Genomic DNA, 19,776 nt, shown 5'->3' with positions numbered 1-19,776 from the left:
AGATGCTTTGTCTGCTGAGTTTTGGTGAAAACGGTTGGGGAACGCTCATTCTGAGCGCAACGCTGACCACGCTGTTGCTGTCTCTCGCCGCCTTAGCGGTCGGTGCCGTGGTGGGCGGCGTGATTGCCTCAGCAAAGCTGTCGCAGCACGCGCCCGCTCGCTGGTTCGGCTCGGCCTATTCGGTGGTATTCCGCGGCATTCCAGAACTGCTGGTCATTTACCTGTTCTATTTTGGTGGTTCAGGACTGGTCTCAGCGATCGGCCAGCTGTTTGGCGCCGACGGGTTTATTGAAGTCCCGCCGTTCCTGATTGGTTCACTGGCCATCGGTTTGATTTCCGCCTCATATCAGGCGGAAGTTTACCGCGCGGCTCGCCTGGCGCTGATGCCTGGTGAAGTCGAGGCGGCGTCGGCAATCGGTATGCCGCGCTGGCGGATTTTTCAGCGCATTATGCTGCCGCAGATTGCCCGCTATTCGCTGCCGGGGCTGTCAAACGTCTGGCAGATGAGCCTGAAGGATTCGGCGCTGGTCTCGGTGACGGGCATTGCGGAATTAATGCGCACCAGCCAAATTGCCGCCGGCTCCACCCGCGAATATTTCCTGTTCTATCTGATTGGCGCCGGGTGCTATCTGGTACTCACATTACTGTCCAACCGGGCGTTTATTCGGGCGGAAAGTCGCCTGAATCGCGCATGGCTGCGTCGCGCTTCGGCTCAGGCTTAAGGGAGAATCTATGTTTATCGACTTTGCCTTTCTCAGCGACACGTTCCTGAAGCTCAGCGCCGCGCTACCGGTTACGCTGGGACTGTTTATCTGCTCTTTTCTCTGCGGTGGCGTACTGGCTGTCGGGGTGCTGGCGCTGCGAATGAGCCGCTGGCCGCTGCTGAGCGGTTTTGCGAAAGGCTATATTCTGGTGTTTCGCGGCTCGCCGCTGCTGATCCAGCTATTCCTTATCTATTACGGGCTGGGCCAGTTTGGCGTGATTCGCCACAGTTTTCTGTGGCCGCTGCTGCGCGAGCCGTTTATCTGCGCGGTGCTGGCGCTGGCGCTGTGTACCGCCGCCTACACGGCTGAAATCCTGCGTGGCGCGCTGCTGGCGGTTCCCGTCGGGCAGATTGAAGCCGGACAGGCCTGCGGGATGTCCCGTTTCCTGCTGCTGCGGCGCATTATCGCGCCGGTGATGCTGCGCTACGCGCTGCCGGCCTATTCGACGGAGGCGATTTTACTGGTCAAATCCACGGCGCTTGCCAGCCTGGTGACAGTGTGGGATGTCACCGGCGTGGCACAGCAAATTATCCAAAGAACCTATCGCACGATGGAAGTGTTTCTCTGCGCGGCAGTTATCTATTTGCTGCTCAACTTTATCATCGTACAGCTGTATGCACTGCTTGAGCGTCGTCTGACGCCGCATACCCGGCAAACCCCTGCCACCGTATCACTCAAACCGGCCACCAAAGGAGAATAGTATGCACGATTCCCGTCCCGTGACGCTGTCCGTCAGCGATATCCATAAATCCTTTGGTTCACTTGATGTGTTGAAAGGGATTTCTATCCACGCGCAAAAAGGCGATGTGATCTCGATTTTGGGGGCCAGTGGTTCAGGGAAAAGTACGCTTTTACGGTGCATCAACCTGCTGGAAACGCCCGATGCCGGAGTGGTCAGCGTGGGAGGCGAAACCATTGAGATGAAGCACCATGCCCGCGGCCACCGTTTAGCGGCCAACCCTAAACAGATCGAGCGCCTGCGCTCTCGGCTGGGGATGGTGTTTCAAAGCTTTAACCTGTGGTCGCATATGACGGTGCTGCAAAACGTGACTGAAGGGCCGCATTACGTCTTAAAGCGCAGCAAGCAGGAGTGCATTGAGCAGGCGGAACAGTTGCTCGATCGCGTCGGTATGTTGAACCGCAAAGATTTTTACCCGGCTCAGCTCTCCGGGGGTCAGCAGCAGCGGGTCGCAATAGCCCGTGCGCTGGCGATGGACCCCGAGGTCATGCTCTTCGATGAACCGACGTCGGCGTTGGATCCGGAGCTGGTAGGTGAGGTATTAAAAGTGATGCGCAGTCTGGCGGAAGAAGGGCGCACGATGTTAGTGGTCACGCATGAGCTGGGGTTTGCCCGCCATGTCTCTAACCGCGTGGTGTTTATGCACCAGGGCACCATTGACTGCGACGGTACCCCGGAGGCGCTGTTTGGGGCTCACGGATCGCCGCGTTTTCAGCAGTTTATCTCCAGTCATCATCAACCAGGACAATCCGTATGAATCAACAGGTGCTGTGGGGCGATGCCCCGTTATGCTGGCAGGATGTCGTGCTGGTCGCCCGTGGCAACGCGCAGCTGGCGCTCAGCGCCGGTGCCTGGGAGCGCATAGCGCAGGGGCGGGCGATTGTTCAGCATATTATTGATGCGGGTCAGATTGCCTACGGGATCAATACCGGGCTGGGGGCATTATGCAATATCACGTTGCCTGAAGAGCAGCTGAGCCAGCTGTCGCGCAATACGCTGCTGAGCCACGCCTGCGGGGTTGGGCCTCTGCTGGACGACGCACAAACGCGGGCCATTATGTGCGCCGCCGTGGCCAACTACAGTCACGGGAAATCGGGGATTTCCTGCGCCATCGTGCAACAACTGCTGGCCTTCCTGAATCAACACATCACGCCGCAGGTGCCTTCGCAGGGGTCGGTGGGTTATCTGACGCATATGGCGCATATCGGCCTGGCGCTGATGGGTATTGGCGAGGTGAACTGGCAGGGGCGTGTGCTTCCAGCCACTGAAGCGCTGGAACAAGCGGGACTTCAGCCGATCGCGCCCGGGGCCAAAGAGGGACTCAGTCTGGTCAACGGTACGCCGTGTATGACCGGGATGGCCTGCCTGGCTCTCGATGATGCCAGCCATCTGTTGGACTGGGCCGATGTCACCGGCGCTATGAGTTTTGAAGCCCTGCGCGGGCAGATCGTGGCGTTTGATGCCGAGATTCTGGCGCTGAAGGCCAGCCCCGGTATGCAACATAGCGGAGCCCGCTTACGCCAGCTGCTGGCCGACAGCCCGCTGCTGGGCGTTAGCCAGGGGATACGCACGCAGGATGCGCTCAGCTTGCGATCCATGCCGCAGGTGCACGGCGCCTGTCGCGATCAGTTCGATCATGCCGAGCGGCAAATTAACACTGAACTGAACGCCTGTACGGATAACCCGTTGATTCTCGGTACGCTGGAAAACTGGCGGGTGGTGTCGCAGGCGCATCCGCATGGGGAATCGGTCGCGATGGCCTGTGATGTGCTGGCGATTGCAATGGCCGAGCTGGGCGCGATCGCCGAGCGGCGTCTGGATCGCCTGGTCAACCCGTTAATCAGCGGTCTGCCGGCGTTCCTGGTGGCAAAACCCGGTGTGAACTCAGGCATGATGATTGCTCAATACGTGGCGGCGTCGCTCTGTGCGGAGAATAAGCAGCTGGCGCAACCGGCGGTACTCGATAATTTTGTCACCTCGGCGCTGCAGGAAGATCACCTGAGTCTCGGCACCGGCGCATCGTTAAAGCTACAGCGTCTGCTGGGTAACCTGTATCAAATCATGGCGATTGAATATCTGCTGTCCGCTCAGGGCCTGGAGTTTCACGCCCAGGACATGCTGGCGGCAGGTACGCGCCACGCGCTGGCGCTGCTGCGACAGACGGTGGCGACATGGGAAGATGACCGCTGGCTGGCGCCGGAAATAGCGAAAGCGGTCGCAACCATAAAGAACCATCGGGTGGACTGGCTGGTATAGCGGCCGGTGGCAAACAACACCAGATTATAGAACTATAAAACACAACAATAACAATGAGCTATAGCGAGGAAAATAGGTCATCTTTTCCGCCAGCCGACCGGCAGTCAGCCCATCGCGATCGGGGTTTAACGGAAACGCGGTCCATCGATTATATTCCCGACCGCGAACGCCACGGGCATCCTTTTAGCCAGTTTACGCTGTGGTTTGGCGGCAATCTGTAAATTACCGCCATCGTGACCGGTGCGCTGGCGGTGGTGCTGGGAGGCGATGTGGTCTGGTCATTGATTGGGCTGCTGGTGGGGCAGGTGCTTGGTGCTGCGGTGATGTCGCTGCATGCGCTGCAGGGGCCGCGCCTGGGTTTGCCGCAGATGATTATCAGCCGGGCGCAGTTTGGCGTATTCGGTGCCGTGGTGCCGCTGGTAGTGGTGTGCGTGATGTACGTGGGCTTTTCAGCCAGCGGCACCGTGCTGGCCGGTCAGGCCATGGCCAGACTACTGTCGATTTCTGATGTCGCCGGTATGCTGTTGTTCAGCGCGATTATTATCGTGATTGCCGTCCTGGGCTATCGCGTAATACATTAGCTGGGCAAAGTGGCGAGCGTGGTGGGGGTATTCGCGTTCGTCTATTTGTTCGTGACGCTGCTGCTCTCTGCTAATCTGCCGGCGATCGTGCAGGATAACCATTTCTCATTGCCGATGTTCTTACTGGCCGTGTCGTTATCGTCGTCGTGGCAAATTGCATTTTGCCACTATGTCTCCGATTACTCCCGCTATTTGCCGCGCAATGTCTCCGGCGCGAAGACGTTTTTGTGTGTCTTCAGCGGCACGGTACTGGGTACTCAGGCATCGATGACCCTCGGGGTTCTGACCGCGGCCATTGCCGGCAGTGCATTTTCCGGCCATGAAGTGAGTTTTATCGTCGGGTTAGGGAAAAGCCAGCTTATGGCGATGGTGATTTACTTTGCCATCTGCTTTGGCAAAATCACCTTCACGACCCTGAATGCCTACGGCAGCTTTATGTCATTGAGCACTATTGTTTCCGGATTTCGTCGCCAGGCTTCGCTGTCGAAAAGATCGCGTATTCTCTTCGTGGTGCTGATGGTGGCTATCTCGTGCGTGATTGCGCTGTTGAGTGAGCCTGCGTTTTTAAAGAACTTCACCCATTTCCTGCTCTTCCTGCTGGCATTTTTCGTTCCGTGGAGCGCCATCAGTCTGACCGATTACTATTTAATCTCGGCAGGAGCCGTAGATATTCCCGCGCTGTCCGATCCACAACAGCGTTACGGATACTGGAACCTCTACGCGATTGTCGTGTATGTGGCCGGCGTGCTTATCCAACTGCCGTTTATTGAGAACCCGCTGTATCACGGGTCGCTGACGTGGCTGTTTGCCGGGAACGATGTTTCCTGGATTATCGGCTGGTTTGGGACCGGGATGCTCTATTACGCGCTGCGTCACTTCGACCGTCGGGTGCTACCGACGCAGAGCGTTTTTCCGGATTAAACGCGTACTTCTGCGGGCCGGCGCAGACGGTTATTTACCGTCTTTACGCCAGGCGTCGGCGGTCAGCGCCTCGCCAAAGTGCCCGGCAATCAGCCGTCGGGTGAGGTCGTGCAGCGGTGACGCCAGAACATCGGCGGTGCTGCCGCGTTCGACGACCTCACCCTGATGCATCACCAGCACCTGGTCACTGATATGCTTCATCATCCCCAGATGCTGAGTCACGTAGATATATGAAATTCCCTGTTTTTCCTGGAGCTCCAGCATCAGGTTGATCAGCTGCGAACGCATTGACATGTCCAGCGATGCCAGGGCCTCATCGCAGATAATCACCTTCGGGCGCAGAATCAGCGCACGCGCCAGGCCCAGACGCTGCTTCTGCCCGGGCGCCAGCATATGTGGATAGTAGCTCACGTGGTCCGGCAGCAGGCCGACCATCCGCAGGGTCTCAATAATCTGCTTTTCCCGCGCCTCCGGTTCGAGATCGGTATTCAGGCGCAGCGGGAAGTCGAGGATCTGTGAGATTCGCTGGCGCGGATTCAGTGAGGTCGATGGATCCTGAAAGATCATGCGAATACGTTGGCTGCGGAAAGAGTAGTCGCCAAACTCCAGCGGATGATCGTCAATCAGCAGCTCGCCGGAGGTCGGCTCGATCATGCCTGCCAGCATTTTCGCCAGGGTTGATTTTCCGGAGCCGTTCTCGCCGATAATCGCCAGCGTCTGACGCTCACGGAGCGTAAAACTCAGCGGTTTTACCGCTTCTACCATCTGACGACGGAACCAGCCGGTGCGATAGCGAAAGGTCTTACTCAGATTGCGGACTTCGAGCAATGTTTCGACCATTTCACTCTTTCTCCATGTTTAGCGGGAAATGACAGGCGTACAGATGCGTTCTGGCTCCGGTCAAGCGGGGTGTCTCGATGCACTCACGCTGCGCATAGGGGCAGCGAGGCCCAAGGCGGCAGCCGATCGGCAACTGCTCCAGCAGGGGAATGGCCCCTGGCAGGGTATTCAGGCGGCTTTTATGCGCCAGCGCGCTGCCAAAATCCGGGATCGCGCGGATTAACGCCTGGGTATACGGATGATGAGGCGTTGTTACCAGCTCCTCGCTGGGCGCGGTTTCTACCGTTTGCCCGCAGTACATCACATTGATTTTATCCGCCCATTTGCTGAGCATCTGCATATCGTGACTGATCAGCAAAATGGTGGTGTTGTTATTCTGGTTCAGACGGGTGAGCAGGCGGATAATTTGCGCCTGGGTCGTCGGTTCCATGGCGTTGGTTGGCTCATCGGCGATCAGCAGACGTGGCTGGTTAGCAAGGGCGATGGCAATCATCACCTTCTGGCACTCCCCGTCGGTTAGCTCGTAGGGGAAACTGCGCATCGCGTCTTTGTGATCTTTAATCCCGACGCGATGCAGCAGTTCGATAGCCCGGCGTTTTCGCCAGCCGATACGCTGCCACCAGCGGCCTTTAAAGGTCCAGCCGGGGATATTCTGCATTAGTTGCAGGCCGATGCGTTCCGACGGGTCGAGACAGGATTGCGGCTCCTGAAAAATCATCGACACGTTGTGACCAATCAGTTTGCGGCGTTCGCGGATGGAAAGGCGCAGGAGATCGATATCATCGAAGCGCATACGGTCGGCGGTAACCCGCCAGTTATCTTTGGTCACGCCGCAAATTGCTTTGGCGATTAAGCTTTTACCGGAACCTGATTCGCCCACCAGGCCGCGGATTTCACCTTCCGCGAGGGTCAGGCTGACGCGATCGACGGCTTTAACCCAGCCTTCGTTGGTTTTGAACTCGATGGTTAAGTTGCGGATATCAAGTAACGGCATTATTCCACCCCGGCGATAATTGCGCGGCGGATCCCGTCGCCCAGCAAATTGACCAGCAGGACGCTAATCATAATTGCCGCGCCGGGCAGCATGACCGTCCACGGCGCCACGTAAATCAGCTCCAGCGCGTCGCCCAGCATTGCCCCCCATTCCGGTGAGGGAAGCTGGGCACCGAGGTCAAGAAAACCGAGGGCCGCGATATCGAGAATCGCCATCGATAATGCACGGGTGATCTCGGTAACCAGTCCGGAAGCAATGTTTGGCAGCACCGCAAACCAGAGAATATTTAAGGTTGATGCCCCGTCAAGACGGGCGGCAATCACGTACTCTTTGTCCAGTTCGTCGTGCACCATGCTGTAGACCGAGCGCACGATACGCGGCAGCAACGCCAGCCAGACGGCGAACATTGCGTGGCTCAGATGCGGCCCGGCGAAGGCGACGACGATAATTGCCAGCAGCAGCGACGGAATCGACAGCAGGGTATCGAGGATATGGTTCAGCATTGCCGAGAGCAGGCCGTGGGTCGATCCGGCAACCACGCCGAGTACCAGGCCGAACAGCGTCGCCGCGAAAGTGACGACAAAAGCGCCGCCGACGGTGGGAGCCGCGCCGCTCAGCAGGCGACTTAACACATCGCGGCCGAGATCGTCCGTCCCGAGGAAGAACGACACTTCACCATAACGCGACCACGACGGCGGCAGTAGCTGGTAGCCGAGGAACTGCTGATCGATACCATAAGGAGCAAACCAGCCGCCGAAGACGCACAGCAGCACCAGACCTGCGCAGCCGTACAGGCCGATCATCGCGGTGGTATCGCCGTAAAATTTCCGCCATACGGTACGCAGCGCGCCAGGCGGCCGCTTTTCCAGATAGACGCTATCGTAAGGCATACCATTCCTTATGTTTCAGCGGGTTAGCCATGGCTCCCAGAATGTCTGATATCACGTTGACGGTAATCACCAGTGCGCCAATCACCATGACGCCTGCCGAAATGGCGGCGTAATCCTGCTGGCGGATGGCATTAATCAGCCAGCGGCCGAGGCCCGGCCAACTGAAGACCATCTCGGTGATCATCGCCAGGGTCAGCATGGTTGAAAACTGTAGGCCAAGGCGTGGAATAACCGGCGGCAGGGCGTTGTGCAGCACGTGGCGATGTAAAATCGTGCGCCGCGAAACGCCACGGGTGGCGGCGGCCTTCACGTAGTTGGTGTCATACACTTCGCTGGTGCTGATGCGCATCAGGCGGATCACTTCGGTGGTCGGTGCGACCGCCAGCGTTAAGACCGGCAGAACCATATGCCGCGCGGCGCTGACGATCATCTCATGGCGCCACGGTGAATCGGAAAGCCAGGCATCGATCAGCGCAAAACCGGTGACCGTTTTCACCTCGTAGAGTAGGTCGAAGCGCCCGGACACCGGGAACCAGCCTAGCGTCAGAGAGAAAAACAGCGTCAGCAACAGCGCCAGCCAGAACACCGGAATCGAGAAGCCGAGCAGCGCTATGGCGCTGATTAGCGTATCTGGCCACTTGTTGCGCATAATCCCCGCCAGCATACCGACGGGGATACCAATCAGCAGTGCAAAGCCAAACGCGAGGATGCACAGCTCCATAGTGGCCGGGAACACCTCTTTCAGCTGCTCTGAAATTAGCTGGCCGTTAATGCTGGAGACGCCGAAGTCCCAGTGCAGCAGCCCGCTGAACCAGAACTGCCAGGCGTTCCATAGCGAGGCGCCCTGCAGCGGGGCGTGCGGCGTAAAATAGCTCAGGCTGAAGCCCACGAAGGTCAGGAAAAAGAGCGTGACCAGCAGAAGCAGCAGGCGGCGCAGGGTAAAAATAATCATGGTTTTTTCACCTCGTCTTTTTTCTCCCGCGAGACGCCCGCAAAGGAGGCGTTGCCAAACGGACTCAGGATCAGACCTTTCATATCATAGCGGTAAGCCTGGAGACGCAGCGATGAAGCCAGCGGCAGCACCGGCAGGTCGCGGGCCAGGATATGCTGCGCCTCTTTATAAGCATCAATACGTGACGACAGCTGCTGAGAGCGCAGGGCCTTTTGCAGCACCTCGTCAAATTCACGATTGCACCAGTGGGCGAAGTTGGTCTGCGAGGCAATGGCCGCACAGCTCAGCAGCGGCCGGAAAAAACTATCCGGATCGTTACTGTCCGTGGCCCAGCCGGAGAGCGTCAGATCGTGGTTCATGTCCATCAATCTGGCCTCCTGGAAGCGGCCTTCGACCGGCACAATAATAACCTTCACGCCAATTTGCGCCATATCAGCCTGAATCAGCTCGGCGGTCTTCAGCGGGCTGGGGTTCCAGGCTTGTGAACTGGTGGGTACCCAGAGCTTAAGCGTCAGTTTTTCCAGCCCCAGCGCTTTGAGCCGGGCGCGAGCTTCTTTTGGATTGTATTCGGTAATTTTAGCGTCGTTATCGTAGGCCCACGACGCGCGCGGCAGCATTGAGGCGGCGGTTTCCGCCGTGCCGTAATAAATAGACTGCATCAGGCGTTGGTTATTGATGGCCAGTGCCAGCGCGTGGCGCACATCCGGGTTATCCAGCGGCGGCCGCGCGGTATTGAACGCCAGCCAGGCGATATTCATTCCCGGTCGCAGCGTCAGGCGCAGACGGGGATCGTCGCGTAAAATAGTCAACTGGCTGGCGGCAGGCCAGGCCAGAACATCGCACTCACCGGTCAACAGTTTGGACAAGCGACCGGTACCGCCGGAACCGAGGTCGACCACCACCTGTGGCATCAGCGGTTTACCGCGCCAGTAGTCCGGATGGCGCTGAAGGCGCACATACTGCCCGGCCCGGTACTCTTCCAGCTGGAACGGGCCGGTGCCGACCGGCTGACGGTCAAGCATCTCTGGGCGATCGTGTTTGGTCAGCTGCGCGCCGTATTCTGCTGACATGACCGACGCATAGTGGGTGGCCAGGTGCCAGAGGAATGAGGCATCCGGGCGTTTCAGACGAAACTCGACGGTTTGACTATCCAGCTTGCGCACGCTTTCCACGCTGTCGGCGAATTGCAGACTGTCGAAATAGGGGAAGCTGCTGCCGTTGACGTTGTGCCACGGATCGTCGCGGTTAAAAATGCGACTGAAGGTGAAAATCACATCGTCAGCGTTAAAGGCGCGGGTGGGTTTAAACCAGGATGTTGACTGGAAAGGAACGTGGCTACGCAGGTGAAAGCGGTAGGTGGCACCGTTATCCAGCACCTCCCAGCTTTCGGCCAGTTCAGGAACCAGACGGTAGGTATAGGGGTCAACATCCAGCAGACGGTCGTATAACTGGGCAGCTAAGGTGTCGACAATCAGACCGCTGCTGACTTTCTGCGGGTTAAAGGTGTTAACCTGACCGCTGACGCAATACACAAAGCCGCTGTCGCGAATATCGGCATTCGCGGGCAGCGCGGGCGCGGCAACAGCCTGCCCACACAGCAGTGATACAACCGCCAGGAGAGAAGATAATTTCAGGCGCATAATGTTTTTGTGGTTATAGAGCAGAGCTCTGTCTTATTAATATTCAATGACATATTCCATCACCTTAAACGCTCGCAGGGACAATATAGCGGGCTGTTGCGCCATGGTGCTGTTACGTCAGCCCACATGCATACCGCACCGCTACTTCGAGTATACCTCGTAAACCCACCAGGCGTTTTTATCCTCCATCCCCCTGAATAACGTACAAAGCATGCAACAGTACGGGTCGCGTCGATCGTGATGCTTCAAAGGGGACTACGGATTGATATTCATCAAAAACCTGAGGGTATGGTGCTCTTTTAGGCGCTTCCCTGCATATTGATGCGGTGTATGGCAGATAATGAAACATGGTATCTTTTTATTGCCACTTTCTCCAGTTAGCTGTTAATTCACCGGCGCTTACAGGGGAAGTAATCGGTTATAGCGACCGATATAGTCCTTCGGCGTGATTTCGATCTCCGTCCCGCCGTGATGGGTCGCAACAAAAGTTCTCAGGACCAGGCCGCTGCGCTTCTCGCTAATTTCCCAGCCCTGCTCGCTGTAGGCGTCCCGGGTTGAACGGATACACAGATCGGAAAAGATCATCATTACTGAGAGTGCGGGTGAACGATGGTTTTTCATCGTGTGGGTTAAACTGACATGCGCCGCATAGCGACTAAGAGTATGAATGTTAACCGGAATCATGTGCGTTTTCAGTCCATTGAACGATAAAGCGCAGACTATAATTCACATTGGCACATCTTACCAGTTACAAATAATTAACTCTGGTAAACCCCTCATCGGGTGAAAATCGAGGCAGATGGAATGGCGCAATGCGGGCCTGTTCAGCCCGCATCGATAAAGCCTGTCAGGTGAGCGATTGGGGCATACTGGCGAGCGCAAATTTCAGCACGCTGTCGCCGTCAAATGATGCGTAGGGCAGGCTTTCAATCACCGCTATTTCCTGCTTATCGTGTAACACCTCAGCGATTTCATCCTTTTTATATTGAATATGCGGCGCCACTAACACGGCGTGGTAGGCCGGTGCAACGCTAAAAACATTCTCCAGACCTACGGCGCTAATTAACATATTCAGACCCTGAGCATCCGCTGTTTTTTGCATTTTCTTCGCTAAGATGTTCGCTGTCTCACCAAACAAGCAACATATCAGTAGTTTTTTCACGGTTTGATCCTCGATGGAGTTCCGGAACTACATTATTCCGCTCCGGTCGGTGAAAATGCGCTGCCCATCAATTATTCATGTGACTGATATAAAAATACGATCGCGCAACCTGGTGTTTAGTGACGTTGTCACATTGCGATGCCCAAATGACGCAGATCCTCCAGCAGACCCGGGCCTGTCGGCTGCCAGCCCAGCTGCTGGCGGGTCCAGAGCGACGTTGCGCGTAAATCCATCCCGGCAAAAGCGGCAAACCAGCCAAAATGAGTCGCAGCCTCATCGATGTTCAGGGATTGCAGAGGGAGGTTTAGCTTTTGCGCCACCACCTCGGCAATCTGCATGGAGGGGACCGCTTCTTCATCAACAGCATGATAACGCCTGCCGGCTTGACCTTGTTCCAGCACCCGCAGATACAGGGCTGCGACATCGCTGATGTGTGCGGCCGACCAGCAGTGACTCCCGTCGCCGACAACCCCCACGATCCCTGTTTTTGCCGCATGCTCGATGTAATAGGTCAATAGCCCCTGGCGCACCGTGTCATGCACCTGAGGCAGTCGTACCACCCGGACATCGACACCGGCATCCAGCAGCGTATTTGCGGCACGCTCCGAAGCTGCTCGCGGGTTCCGGTGTGCGGGATTAAAGTGCATTTCGCTAGCGGGTCGCCCGTCACCGATGTCGCCCATAGCGGTACCGGAGGTGACGATCAGCGGGCGACGGCTGTCTTTCAACGCCGCGCCGATGGCGAGAATGACGCGGTGGTCTTTTTCACAGTTTGCAACAAAGTGGCTGAAATCATGATCAAACGCGGTGTGGATCACCGCATCGCTGTTGGCGACCGCCGTCAGCAGCGAGTCGGGCTCTTCCAGGGTGCCGCGTTGGACGTCGGCGCCTGCTGCCTGCAGCGCATGGGCGCTGGATTCTGAACGCGCCAGACCGGTAACCTGGTGCCCGGCTGCCCGCAGTTCGCTGAGAATACGCGAGCCGATAAATCCCGTCGCGCCGGTAAGAAAAATTCGCATAAGCTACCTCCAGAATGAGTGTCCAGGCTATGGTAGTCTTACCGCGATACGATAAAAGTAGAGACATTATCAGGGTATCAATACTAACAGGCTGATTATGAGCGACTCTCCAGCTTATGCATTGGGTGAATTCCTGCGGGCGCGCCGTTTACGGCTCGACCCGGCGACATTTGGCTTCGCGCCCGGCCGTCGGCGGACGCCTGGGCTGCGACGAGAAGAGGTGGCCCAGCTGGCAAATATTAGCCCCACCTGGTACACCTGGCTTGAACAGGGCCGCGGCGGGGCACCCTCTCGGGAGGTGCTGGGGCGTATCGCCGGTGGACTCAGGCTGACGGTGCCGGAACGCGAACATCTGTTTATTCTGGCATTTGGTCATCCGCCGGAAACCCGGCTGACAATCTCCGACGACATCACCCCGCGATTACAGCGGGTGCTGAATGCTCTCCCGGTTCCGGCGATAATCAAAACCGCGTCCTGGGATGTGGTTGCGTGGAATTATGCCGCCGCTCGCGTCCTGACCGACTACGCGCTGCTGCCGTTAGCCGAACGTAATATTCTTCGTCGACTGTTTACCGACAACGCTGCGCGCGGGGCGCTGGAAGAGTGGCCATCCGTTGCCCGCCTGATCGTCAGCGCTTTTCGGGCCGATGTCGCCAGGATTGGGGTATCGGCAGAAAACGAGCGGCTCATTGCGGATCTCTCGCGCCAGAGTCCGGAATTTGACGCCTTCTGGCGCAGCAATGATGTGGCCGGACAGGGTGAAGGTTTTAAGCGAATGCATCACCCGCAGATTGGCATGATTGAGCTGGAATTCTCCACGTTCTCCGTTGACGGGCGCCCGGACCTCAGCATGATGGTGTTTAACCCGGCCACCGAGACGAGCCGGATAAAAATTTACGATTGGGTGAACCAGGGAAAGCCTGCATCCGATAATGACGAGGTTATTCACCCAGCGGGGTAAACTCGTAGAGCGCCAGGGCGTTGCTCTCCAGCGAGTCGACGACATGCCAGCCGTTTTCCGGCTGCTCCTCTGAGACACTCAGCGCCGGGCGCGCTCTGTGCATTAACCAGTGATAGTCCTCCTCATCCGGTCCGCTCTGGCTGCGAAAAGCGTCAAACAGCGGGAACAATGCCCCGTGGTGCTGATCGAACAAATGCTGTTTAACCCGCCAGCGGCCCTTCAGTCCCGACAACTGCACGCTATAGGGCTGGCTGAAACGCTGGATAAAGGCCTCTTCGCTGGAGAGCCAGGGGTTGAAGACCACCGTATTGCGTAACAGCAGCTGATAATGTTCGCCGTGACGTAACAGCAGCAGATTTTTGTCATTCACCAGCACCTCCCCGCGCAGCCGTCGCCAGAGCCACAGCACCCAGTAAACCGGGCGTGGCAGACCGTGTAAGTAGTGCAGCGCCAGGCTGGAGGTATCCAGCTTACCGTTTGTGCGCGCTTCGCCCTGCAGGCCTGAATTTAGCCAGAATCCGGCCAGCCAAACCTGGTCGGCGAGTCCCAGCAGGTTATCCATCAGTAGCGCACCGCGAAAAAAACGGCCGTTGGTGTCGCGAGTATTGCCGGTTAACGTATTCCATGACAGCAGCCAGACGGGGAGCGACAGCTGACGCTGACGCAGAGCGCTGTGGATCTGGCGCAGCTTATGGACCGGATAGTTTTCACTGGCGGCCAGCCTGCTGCTATCGAGCTGGGCCAGATCCAGTAGCTCATTCGCGTCGGCCTGACAGGCGAGAAAACTGGCCTCGGTCAGCAGCGGCGAACGGAGCAGAGCGTCTTCACCAATAGCGCTCTGTGGGAAGCGATGCCAGATCCCTAACTGCGGCTGCGGCAGGAGCGCCCGCAGCGTGTCGCGCTGCTGCTGCCAGGCATGCTGGCGGGCTTCTTCGCTGGCCTGCGGCGACCAGTGCCAGACAAAACGCCAGCTGGCGAGCGTCGCCGGCAGGAAATGGTTCGCCGCGAGGCGTAAAAACTGCTGTAGCAGATCACAGCGGGTGGTCAGCCCGGTATGCAAAATCACTCCCCAGCCCATTTTGGCCAGCCAGCTGAAAATCTGCTGTAGATTGTACCAGCAGGCATAGCCTGCCATCTGCGGGTCGTCCCAGCCGGTCGCGAACAGTCGGCTGCTGAGAAACGGGTCGTTGATGTCTATCGCATAAACCGGCAGGTTGTCGTGCAACCGCTCCAGTTCCCGGCGCACATCCTCGCGCAATAAATCATCCAGCTCACGGACCGTAACCACCATTCGGGTATGGCGTAATGGCGTGCAACGCACCGGAAGCTGGCGGAGATCGATCTGACGGGTCTGCTGCGGGTTCAACAGCGGCTGCGGATTGTCCCAGCCGTTTTTTTCTGGCTCATTCAGCCGGGCATACAGGCGTTCGACGGCGACCGGTTGCCAGATATCGGTCGGGACGGGACGTAAACGGCCAGACTCCGGGGCAGCCTGCGGGTGCTGCTGGCGAAACTGACGCGGGGTGAGCTCATGCAGACGTTTAAACAGATCGCTCATGATGCGGGTGCTGGCAAATCCCTGTTCCTGGGCAATCTGCTGTACCGATTTGCGGGTAGCGATGAGCTGTTCAGCCGCCTTGCTGAGACGCAGGGCGGTGGTGTACTGGACAAAGCTCATGCCGACTTCTTTACGAAACAGCCGCGACAGCCAGGCTTCGGAGACAAATTCGGCGGCAGCAACATCGTGTAGGGAGAGGCGCTGCTGGTAGTTGGCATCAATACGTGCCACCACCCGGGCAATGCGGCGACTCCACTTCTCCGCCCCGCGCTGCGTCCCGGCGATAACGGGCCGGGTGAAGCGGGTGGCCAGCAGCAGGGCAATTTCACTGAGCCAACGGTTGGCCTCAAGACGGTAGCGGGACTGGTGATTTACCAGTTCAATAATCAACAGCTGACGCATCAGACGGCGCAGGCTGTCATCGACATCGCGGGTCTCATCGGCGACCTGATAGCCTACGGCAAAAAAATCCCCGTCAAGCCGCGTCAGCCAGCCGCAGGACAGGGTCAGCAGCATCACCGCATTGGCGGCCGACGCGCTCAGGCTCCAGCGATGGTTACGGTTCACTATCGCCAGGTCGTCATGGTGCAACGACTGGTGACCGTCACCGTCATGCAGTTCAACGCGGCCTTCCAACACCCACAGCAGCGTTAATACATCGCTTTCCTGCTGACTGTACTGACGGACATCGCGAACCGCGACGCTAAAATCGCCTGACTGGTGTTCCACCGTAACGCCCTCTCTAAGACAAAAAATAACAGGTTACTTTTTGTCATAACCGATAAGTATGAAAAACACTCATTAATAATCCGTCAATATAAAACAAAAAACCGCACATTGATGCCGTTTTAACCGCATAAACTCGAAAGTGTCGCGCAAACACAATGAAGGAATAACAAAAATGACACATCCACTTATTGAGGCATTACAGGTTAATGAAGCGCAGTTTATTGCCCTGCGTCGTCGTTTCCATCAGCAGCCGGAGATCGGATTCGAAGAACATAAAACCAGCGATGAAGTCGCTCGCCTGTTGGCGGAATGGGGCTATGAGGTGCACCGCGGTCTGGCGGGGACCGGTGTCGTCGGGACATTGAGCGTCGGCAACGGTCAGCGTCGTCTCGGCCTGCGCGCTGATATGGACGCGCTGCCGATGCAGGAAGCGAGCGGCAAAGCCTGGGCCAGCCAGGTCGAAGGCCGTTTTCACGGCTGCGGCCATGATGGTCACACCACCACGTTACTTTATGCTGCTGAGTATCTGGCTGGCACCCGGCAGTTTAACGGAACGTTGCAGCTGATTTTCCAGCCCGCAGAAGAACTGCTGTACGGTGGTCGGGTCATGGTGGAAGACGGCCTGTTCGATAAATTCCCCTGCGATCTCATCTTTGGTCTGCACAACATGCCGGGGCAGGCGCTGGGTAAAATTGGCCTGCGCGACGGCGCTATGATGGCCTCTTCCGATACCCTACATATTGAGGTTAAAGGGGTGGGTGGTCACGGAGCGGTGCCGGAACATACCGTAGACGCCACGCTGGTTGCCTGCCACATCACGCTGGCGCTGCAATCCATCGTTTCGCGCAATATCACGCCCTTTGAACCGGCGGTGGTGACCGTGGGCAGTATCCAGGCAGGACATGCGCCAAACATTATCAACGATAAGGTGCTGATGAAGCTGACGGTCCGCACGCTGAACGAGCAGGTGCGAGAAACGGTCCTCCAGCGTATTCACGATATTGCCGTCGCTCAGGCGGAAAGCTTTAACGCTACGGCCACATTAACCCACGTCAACGGCAGCCCGGTGCTCCGAAACGATCCCACCGCTAATCAGATGGTGCGGGAGGTGGCGACGTCGTTGTTTGGTGAAGCGCGGGTGGGAGAGGTGAAGCCGTTTATGGGCAGCGAAGATTTTGCATTTATGCTCGAACATAATCCGCACGGGAGCTACTTCACTATTGGCGCCGGAGACGAGGCGGATCGCTGTATGGTGCATAATCCGGGATACGACTTTAACGACGAGATCCTGCTCAAGGGCGCGGCGCTGTGGTGCGGCCTGACGGAACATTATCTGCGCTAACCACCCGCGACGGGGAGGACTCTATTATGAGCACCGTTTCTCTGACCGACACGCCTTTTGCCGGCACCGATCGCCTGCTGGCGGGTATTGTGCTGAGCGTGCTGACCTTCTGGCTGTTTGCCCAGTCGGTTATCAACGTTGTCCCGGCAATGAAAAGCAGTCTGGATATTTCCCTTGAGACGCTGACGCTCGCCGTCAGTCTCAGCGCACTCTTCAGCGGCTGCTTCGTCGTCGCCAGCGGGGGGCTGGCGGACAAGTTTGGCCGCATGCGCATGACCCATATCGGTTTAGGATTGAGCATTGCCGGCAGCGGGTTGCTGGTGCTGGCACAGGGGCCAGGGTTGTTTCTCGCCGGGCGGGTTTTGCAGGGGCTGTCGGCGGCCTGCATCATGCCGGCCACCCTGGCGTTGATCAAAACCTGGTATGAGGGCAAGGCCCGCCAGCGCGCTGTGAGCTTCTGGGTCATCGGTTCGTGGGGCGGCAGTGGGCTCTGTTCATTTGTCGGGGGCGCTATCGCCACCGGTCTTGGCTGGCGCTGGATCTTTGTCTTTTCCATTGCCGTTGCCCTGGCGGCCCTGCTGCTGCTTCGTGGTACGCCGGAAAGCCGTAGCGCCGGAGCGCAGCAGCAGAAGCTGGATATCCGCGGTCTGTTGAGCCTGATTATCTCGCTGGTGATGCTGAACCTGTTTATCAGTAAAGGGCACGGCTGGGGCTGGAGCAGCGGCCTGTCGCTGTCGATGTTTGCGGGTTCGCTGCTGTCGGCGGGGTATTTTATTCGCAACGGTTTGCGTAAAGGGGACGCGGCGTTGATTGATTTTGCGCTGTTTCGCAACCGGGCCTACAGCGCCGCCGTGCTCTCAAACTTTATGCTTAACGGTGCGATCGGCACGATGATGATCACCAGTATCTGGCTACAGAAGGGGCACAATATGAGCCCCCTGGAGACCGGTGGCATGACCCTGGGCTATTTGATTACCGTCCTGGCGATGATTCGCGTGGGGGAAAAGCTGCTACAGCGCTACGGGGCAAGGCTGCCGATGATGACCGGGCCGGTCTTTACCGCAGTGGCAATCCTGCTTATCTCCTGCACGTTTCTGGATAAGTCGGTCTATATCGTCACGGTGTTTCTTAGCAACGTGCTGTTTGGCCTGGGGCTGGGGTGCTACGCGACACCCTCAACCGATACGGCGGTGGTGAACGCGCCAGAAAATAAAGTGGGCGTGGCGTCGGGGATTTACAAGATGGGCAGCTCGCTCGGTGGGGCGATGGGGATTGCAGTGACAGCGTCACTTTTTGCGTTGTTTTTACCGCTCGGAATGGCCAGCGCCGCGCAGTATGCACTGTGGTTTAACGCGGCAATGTGTCTGGGCGCGACGGTGGTCAGCGCCCTGATGCTGCCGCGGATATCTCACAGCTGATGTTTTTTCAGCAGCGCCCGCAGCTGGTGGTAGGTTAACCCGAGTCGCTCCGCCGCCTGCTTCTGGTTGTACTTTGCCTGCTGCAGACTCGACTGCAGCAGGCTTTTTTCTTGCTCCTGCTGGAAGGCCCGCAGATCCAGCGGCAGCGCTGGCCCGGCGGGGATCGCAGCAGCATCGGTGGTCAGCGGCTGGTGCTGCTGTTGATGAAAAGGATTAATGATGATGTTGTCCAGCTCGCTATCGCTGGTACCGTGGCGATAGACAGAGCGCTCGACCACGTTTTTCAGCTCACGAATATTCCCCGGCCAGCGATAGCCGAGCAGCGTCTCGCGAGCGCGCTCGCTGAAGCCCGGAAACAGCGGCAGCCCCAGCTCGCGGCACATCTGGATAGCGAACTGATTTGCCAGCAGCATAATATCGCTCTGCCTGTCGCGCAGCGGCGGCAGCTGTACCACATCGAAGGCCAGGCGGTCGAGAAGGTCGGCACGGAAATGGCCGGTCTCAACCATCTGCGGCAGATCGGCGTTGGTTGCGCAGACCAGCCGCACATTGACCTGCAGCGGCTGACTGCCGCCCACGCGCTCAAGTTCGCCATATTCAATCACCCGCAGCAGCTTTTCCTGTACCAGCATGGGTGCCGTCGCCAGCTCATCAAGAAATAACGTTCCGCCGTCGGCGCGCTCAAAGCGCCCTGGATGGCGCTTGCTGGCGCCGGTAAATGCGCCGGCTTCATGGCCAAACAGCTCGCTATCCAGCAGATTCTCATTCAGCGCCGCGCAGTTCAGGGAGATAAACGGCCCCTGCCAGCGCGAGGAGAGAAAATGCAGGCGGTTGGCGATAAGCTCTTTACCGGTACCGCGCTCCCCAATGACCAGCACCGGTTTGTCCAGCGGCGCCAGCCGCGAAACCTGTTCCAGTACCTCGAGAAAGCTGTTGGCTTCGCCGAGCAGGTTGTCCTTGTATTCCGCCATGATGAAATTCGCCATTTAATCGTGTGATTCACCAGGGTA

At 57.8% G+C, this 19,776-nt stretch carries 17 protein-coding genes and 1 pseudogene; 8 read left to right on the top strand and 10 right to left on the bottom strand.

Features of this window, described 5'->3' with window-relative positions:
- Positions 1-2 precede the first annotated feature (2 nt).
- From ACMYSK_RS08135 to ACMYSK_RS08115, 5 genes and pseudogenes are all read left to right on the top strand, one after another.
- Complete coding sequence (locus ACMYSK_RS08135; RefSeq protein WP_434641693.1) at positions 3-722, top strand: ABC transporter permease; 720 nt, start codon at positions 3-5, stop codon at positions 720-722.
- A gap of 10 nt (positions 723-732) precedes the next feature.
- Positions 733-1,464 (top strand): ABC transporter permease, encoded by a 732-nt coding sequence (locus tag ACMYSK_RS08130; protein ID WP_434641692.1) that lies wholly within the window; start codon positions 733-735, stop codon positions 1,462-1,464.
- Position 1,465: 1 nt separating this feature from the next.
- Positions 1,466-2,260, top strand: a complete 795-nt coding sequence (locus tag ACMYSK_RS08125) for an ABC transporter ATP-binding protein (RefSeq protein ID WP_434641690.1) — start codon at positions 1,466-1,468, stop codon at positions 2,258-2,260.
- Entirely contained in the window at positions 2,257-3,759 is a 1,503-nt protein-coding gene (locus tag ACMYSK_RS08120; RefSeq protein ID WP_434641688.1) for an HAL/PAL/TAL family ammonia-lyase, read from the top strand. Before ACMYSK_RS08125 ends, ACMYSK_RS08120 begins: the two co-directional genes overlap by 4 nt.
- Before the next feature lie 53 nt (positions 3,760-3,812).
- Positions 3,813-5,261: pseudogene (locus tag ACMYSK_RS08115) on the top strand (purine-cytosine permease family protein).
- A gap of 30 nt (positions 5,262-5,291) precedes the next feature.
- Here ACMYSK_RS08115 and sapF read toward each other — a convergent pair.
- The 8 genes from sapF to ACMYSK_RS08075 all read right to left on the bottom strand — a co-directional run bounded on the left by sapF (position 5,292) and on the right by ACMYSK_RS08075 (position 12,758).
- Positions 5,292-6,101 carry a peptide ABC transporter ATP-binding protein SapF gene (sapF, locus tag ACMYSK_RS08110; RefSeq protein WP_434641687.1) on the bottom strand — a complete coding sequence of 270 codons (810 nt, stop codon included), beginning with the start codon at positions 6,099-6,101 and terminating at the stop codon, positions 5,292-5,294.
- Position 6,102: 1 nt separating this feature from the next.
- A complete protein-coding gene (gene sapD, locus ACMYSK_RS08105) occupies positions 6,103-7,095 on the bottom strand; it encodes a putrescine export ABC transporter ATP-binding protein SapD (RefSeq protein ID WP_434641685.1) in 993 nt (330 codons plus the stop codon).
- Positions 7,095-7,985, bottom strand: coding sequence for a putrescine export ABC transporter permease SapC (gene sapC, locus ACMYSK_RS08100; RefSeq protein ID WP_434641683.1), 891 nt, complete (start codon positions 7,983-7,985; stop codon positions 7,095-7,097). Before sapC ends, sapD begins: the two co-directional genes overlap by 1 nt.
- The gene (gene sapB, locus ACMYSK_RS08095; RefSeq protein ID WP_434641681.1) at positions 7,972-8,937 is read right to left on the bottom strand and encodes a putrescine export ABC transporter permease SapB; all 966 of its coding nucleotides are present in this window, start codon (positions 8,935-8,937) and stop codon (positions 7,972-7,974) included. Before sapB ends, sapC begins: the two co-directional genes overlap by 14 nt.
- Positions 8,934-10,577 carry an ABC transporter substrate-binding protein SapA gene (gene sapA, locus ACMYSK_RS08090; RefSeq protein ID WP_434641680.1) on the bottom strand — a complete coding sequence of 548 codons (1,644 nt, stop codon included), beginning with the start codon at positions 10,575-10,577 and terminating at the stop codon, positions 8,934-8,936. The genes sapB and sapA overlap by 4 nt, the downstream gene beginning before the upstream one ends.
- Positions 10,578-10,976: 399 nt before the next feature.
- Positions 10,977-11,261, bottom strand: a complete 285-nt coding sequence (locus tag ACMYSK_RS08085) for a hypothetical protein (RefSeq protein ID WP_434641678.1) — start codon at positions 11,259-11,261, stop codon at positions 10,977-10,979.
- A 163-nt stretch (positions 11,262-11,424) separates the two neighbouring features.
- Positions 11,425-11,739, bottom strand: a complete 315-nt coding sequence (locus tag ACMYSK_RS08080; protein ID WP_434641676.1) for a PTS sugar transporter subunit IIB — start codon at positions 11,737-11,739, stop codon at positions 11,425-11,427.
- 128 nt (positions 11,740-11,867) lie between these two features.
- Complete coding sequence (locus ACMYSK_RS08075; RefSeq protein WP_434641674.1) at positions 11,868-12,758, bottom strand: SDR family oxidoreductase; 891 nt, start codon at positions 12,756-12,758, stop codon at positions 11,868-11,870.
- Positions 12,759-12,855: 97 nt separating this feature from the next.
- Here ACMYSK_RS08075 and ACMYSK_RS08070 point away from each other — a divergent pair, with 97 nt between their 5' ends.
- A complete protein-coding gene (locus tag ACMYSK_RS08070; RefSeq protein WP_434641672.1) occupies positions 12,856-13,719 on the top strand; it encodes a helix-turn-helix transcriptional regulator in 864 nt (287 codons plus the stop codon).
- On the opposite strand, the gene ACMYSK_RS08065 is transcribed toward ACMYSK_RS08070, so the two are convergent.
- Positions 13,700-16,006 (bottom strand): helix-turn-helix domain-containing protein, encoded by a 2,307-nt coding sequence (locus tag ACMYSK_RS08065; RefSeq protein ID WP_434641670.1) that lies wholly within the window; start codon positions 16,004-16,006, stop codon positions 13,700-13,702. The two genes, ACMYSK_RS08070 and ACMYSK_RS08065, sit on opposite strands and share 20 nt — an antisense overlap.
- Before the next feature lie 172 nt (positions 16,007-16,178).
- Between ACMYSK_RS08065 and ACMYSK_RS08060 the strand changes: the two genes are divergently transcribed.
- Both ACMYSK_RS08060 and ACMYSK_RS08055 read left to right on the top strand, forming a co-directional pair.
- Positions 16,179-17,348: a M20 aminoacylase family protein gene (locus ACMYSK_RS08060; RefSeq protein ID WP_434641668.1), complete on the top strand. Its 1,170-nt coding sequence runs from the start codon at positions 16,179-16,181 to the stop codon at positions 17,346-17,348.
- Positions 17,349-17,374: 26 nt separating this feature from the next.
- A complete protein-coding gene (locus ACMYSK_RS08055; protein ID WP_434641667.1) occupies positions 17,375-18,766 on the top strand; it encodes an MFS transporter in 1,392 nt (463 codons plus the stop codon).
- Here ACMYSK_RS08055 and pspF read toward each other — a convergent pair.
- Positions 18,757-19,752, bottom strand: coding sequence for a phage shock protein operon transcriptional activator (gene pspF, locus ACMYSK_RS08050; protein WP_434641664.1), 996 nt, complete (start codon positions 19,750-19,752; stop codon positions 18,757-18,759). The genes ACMYSK_RS08055 and pspF overlap by 10 nt on opposite strands.
- Positions 19,753-19,776: the final 24 nt, after the last annotated feature.

It is taken from the genome of Klebsiella sp. I138, from assembly GCF_051131765.1.
GTDB lineage: Bacteria > Pseudomonadota > Gammaproteobacteria > Enterobacterales > Enterobacteriaceae > Klebsiella.
The sequence above is the reverse complement of the archived record's forward strand: the minus strand, read 5'-3'. Positions and strand labels throughout refer to the sequence as shown.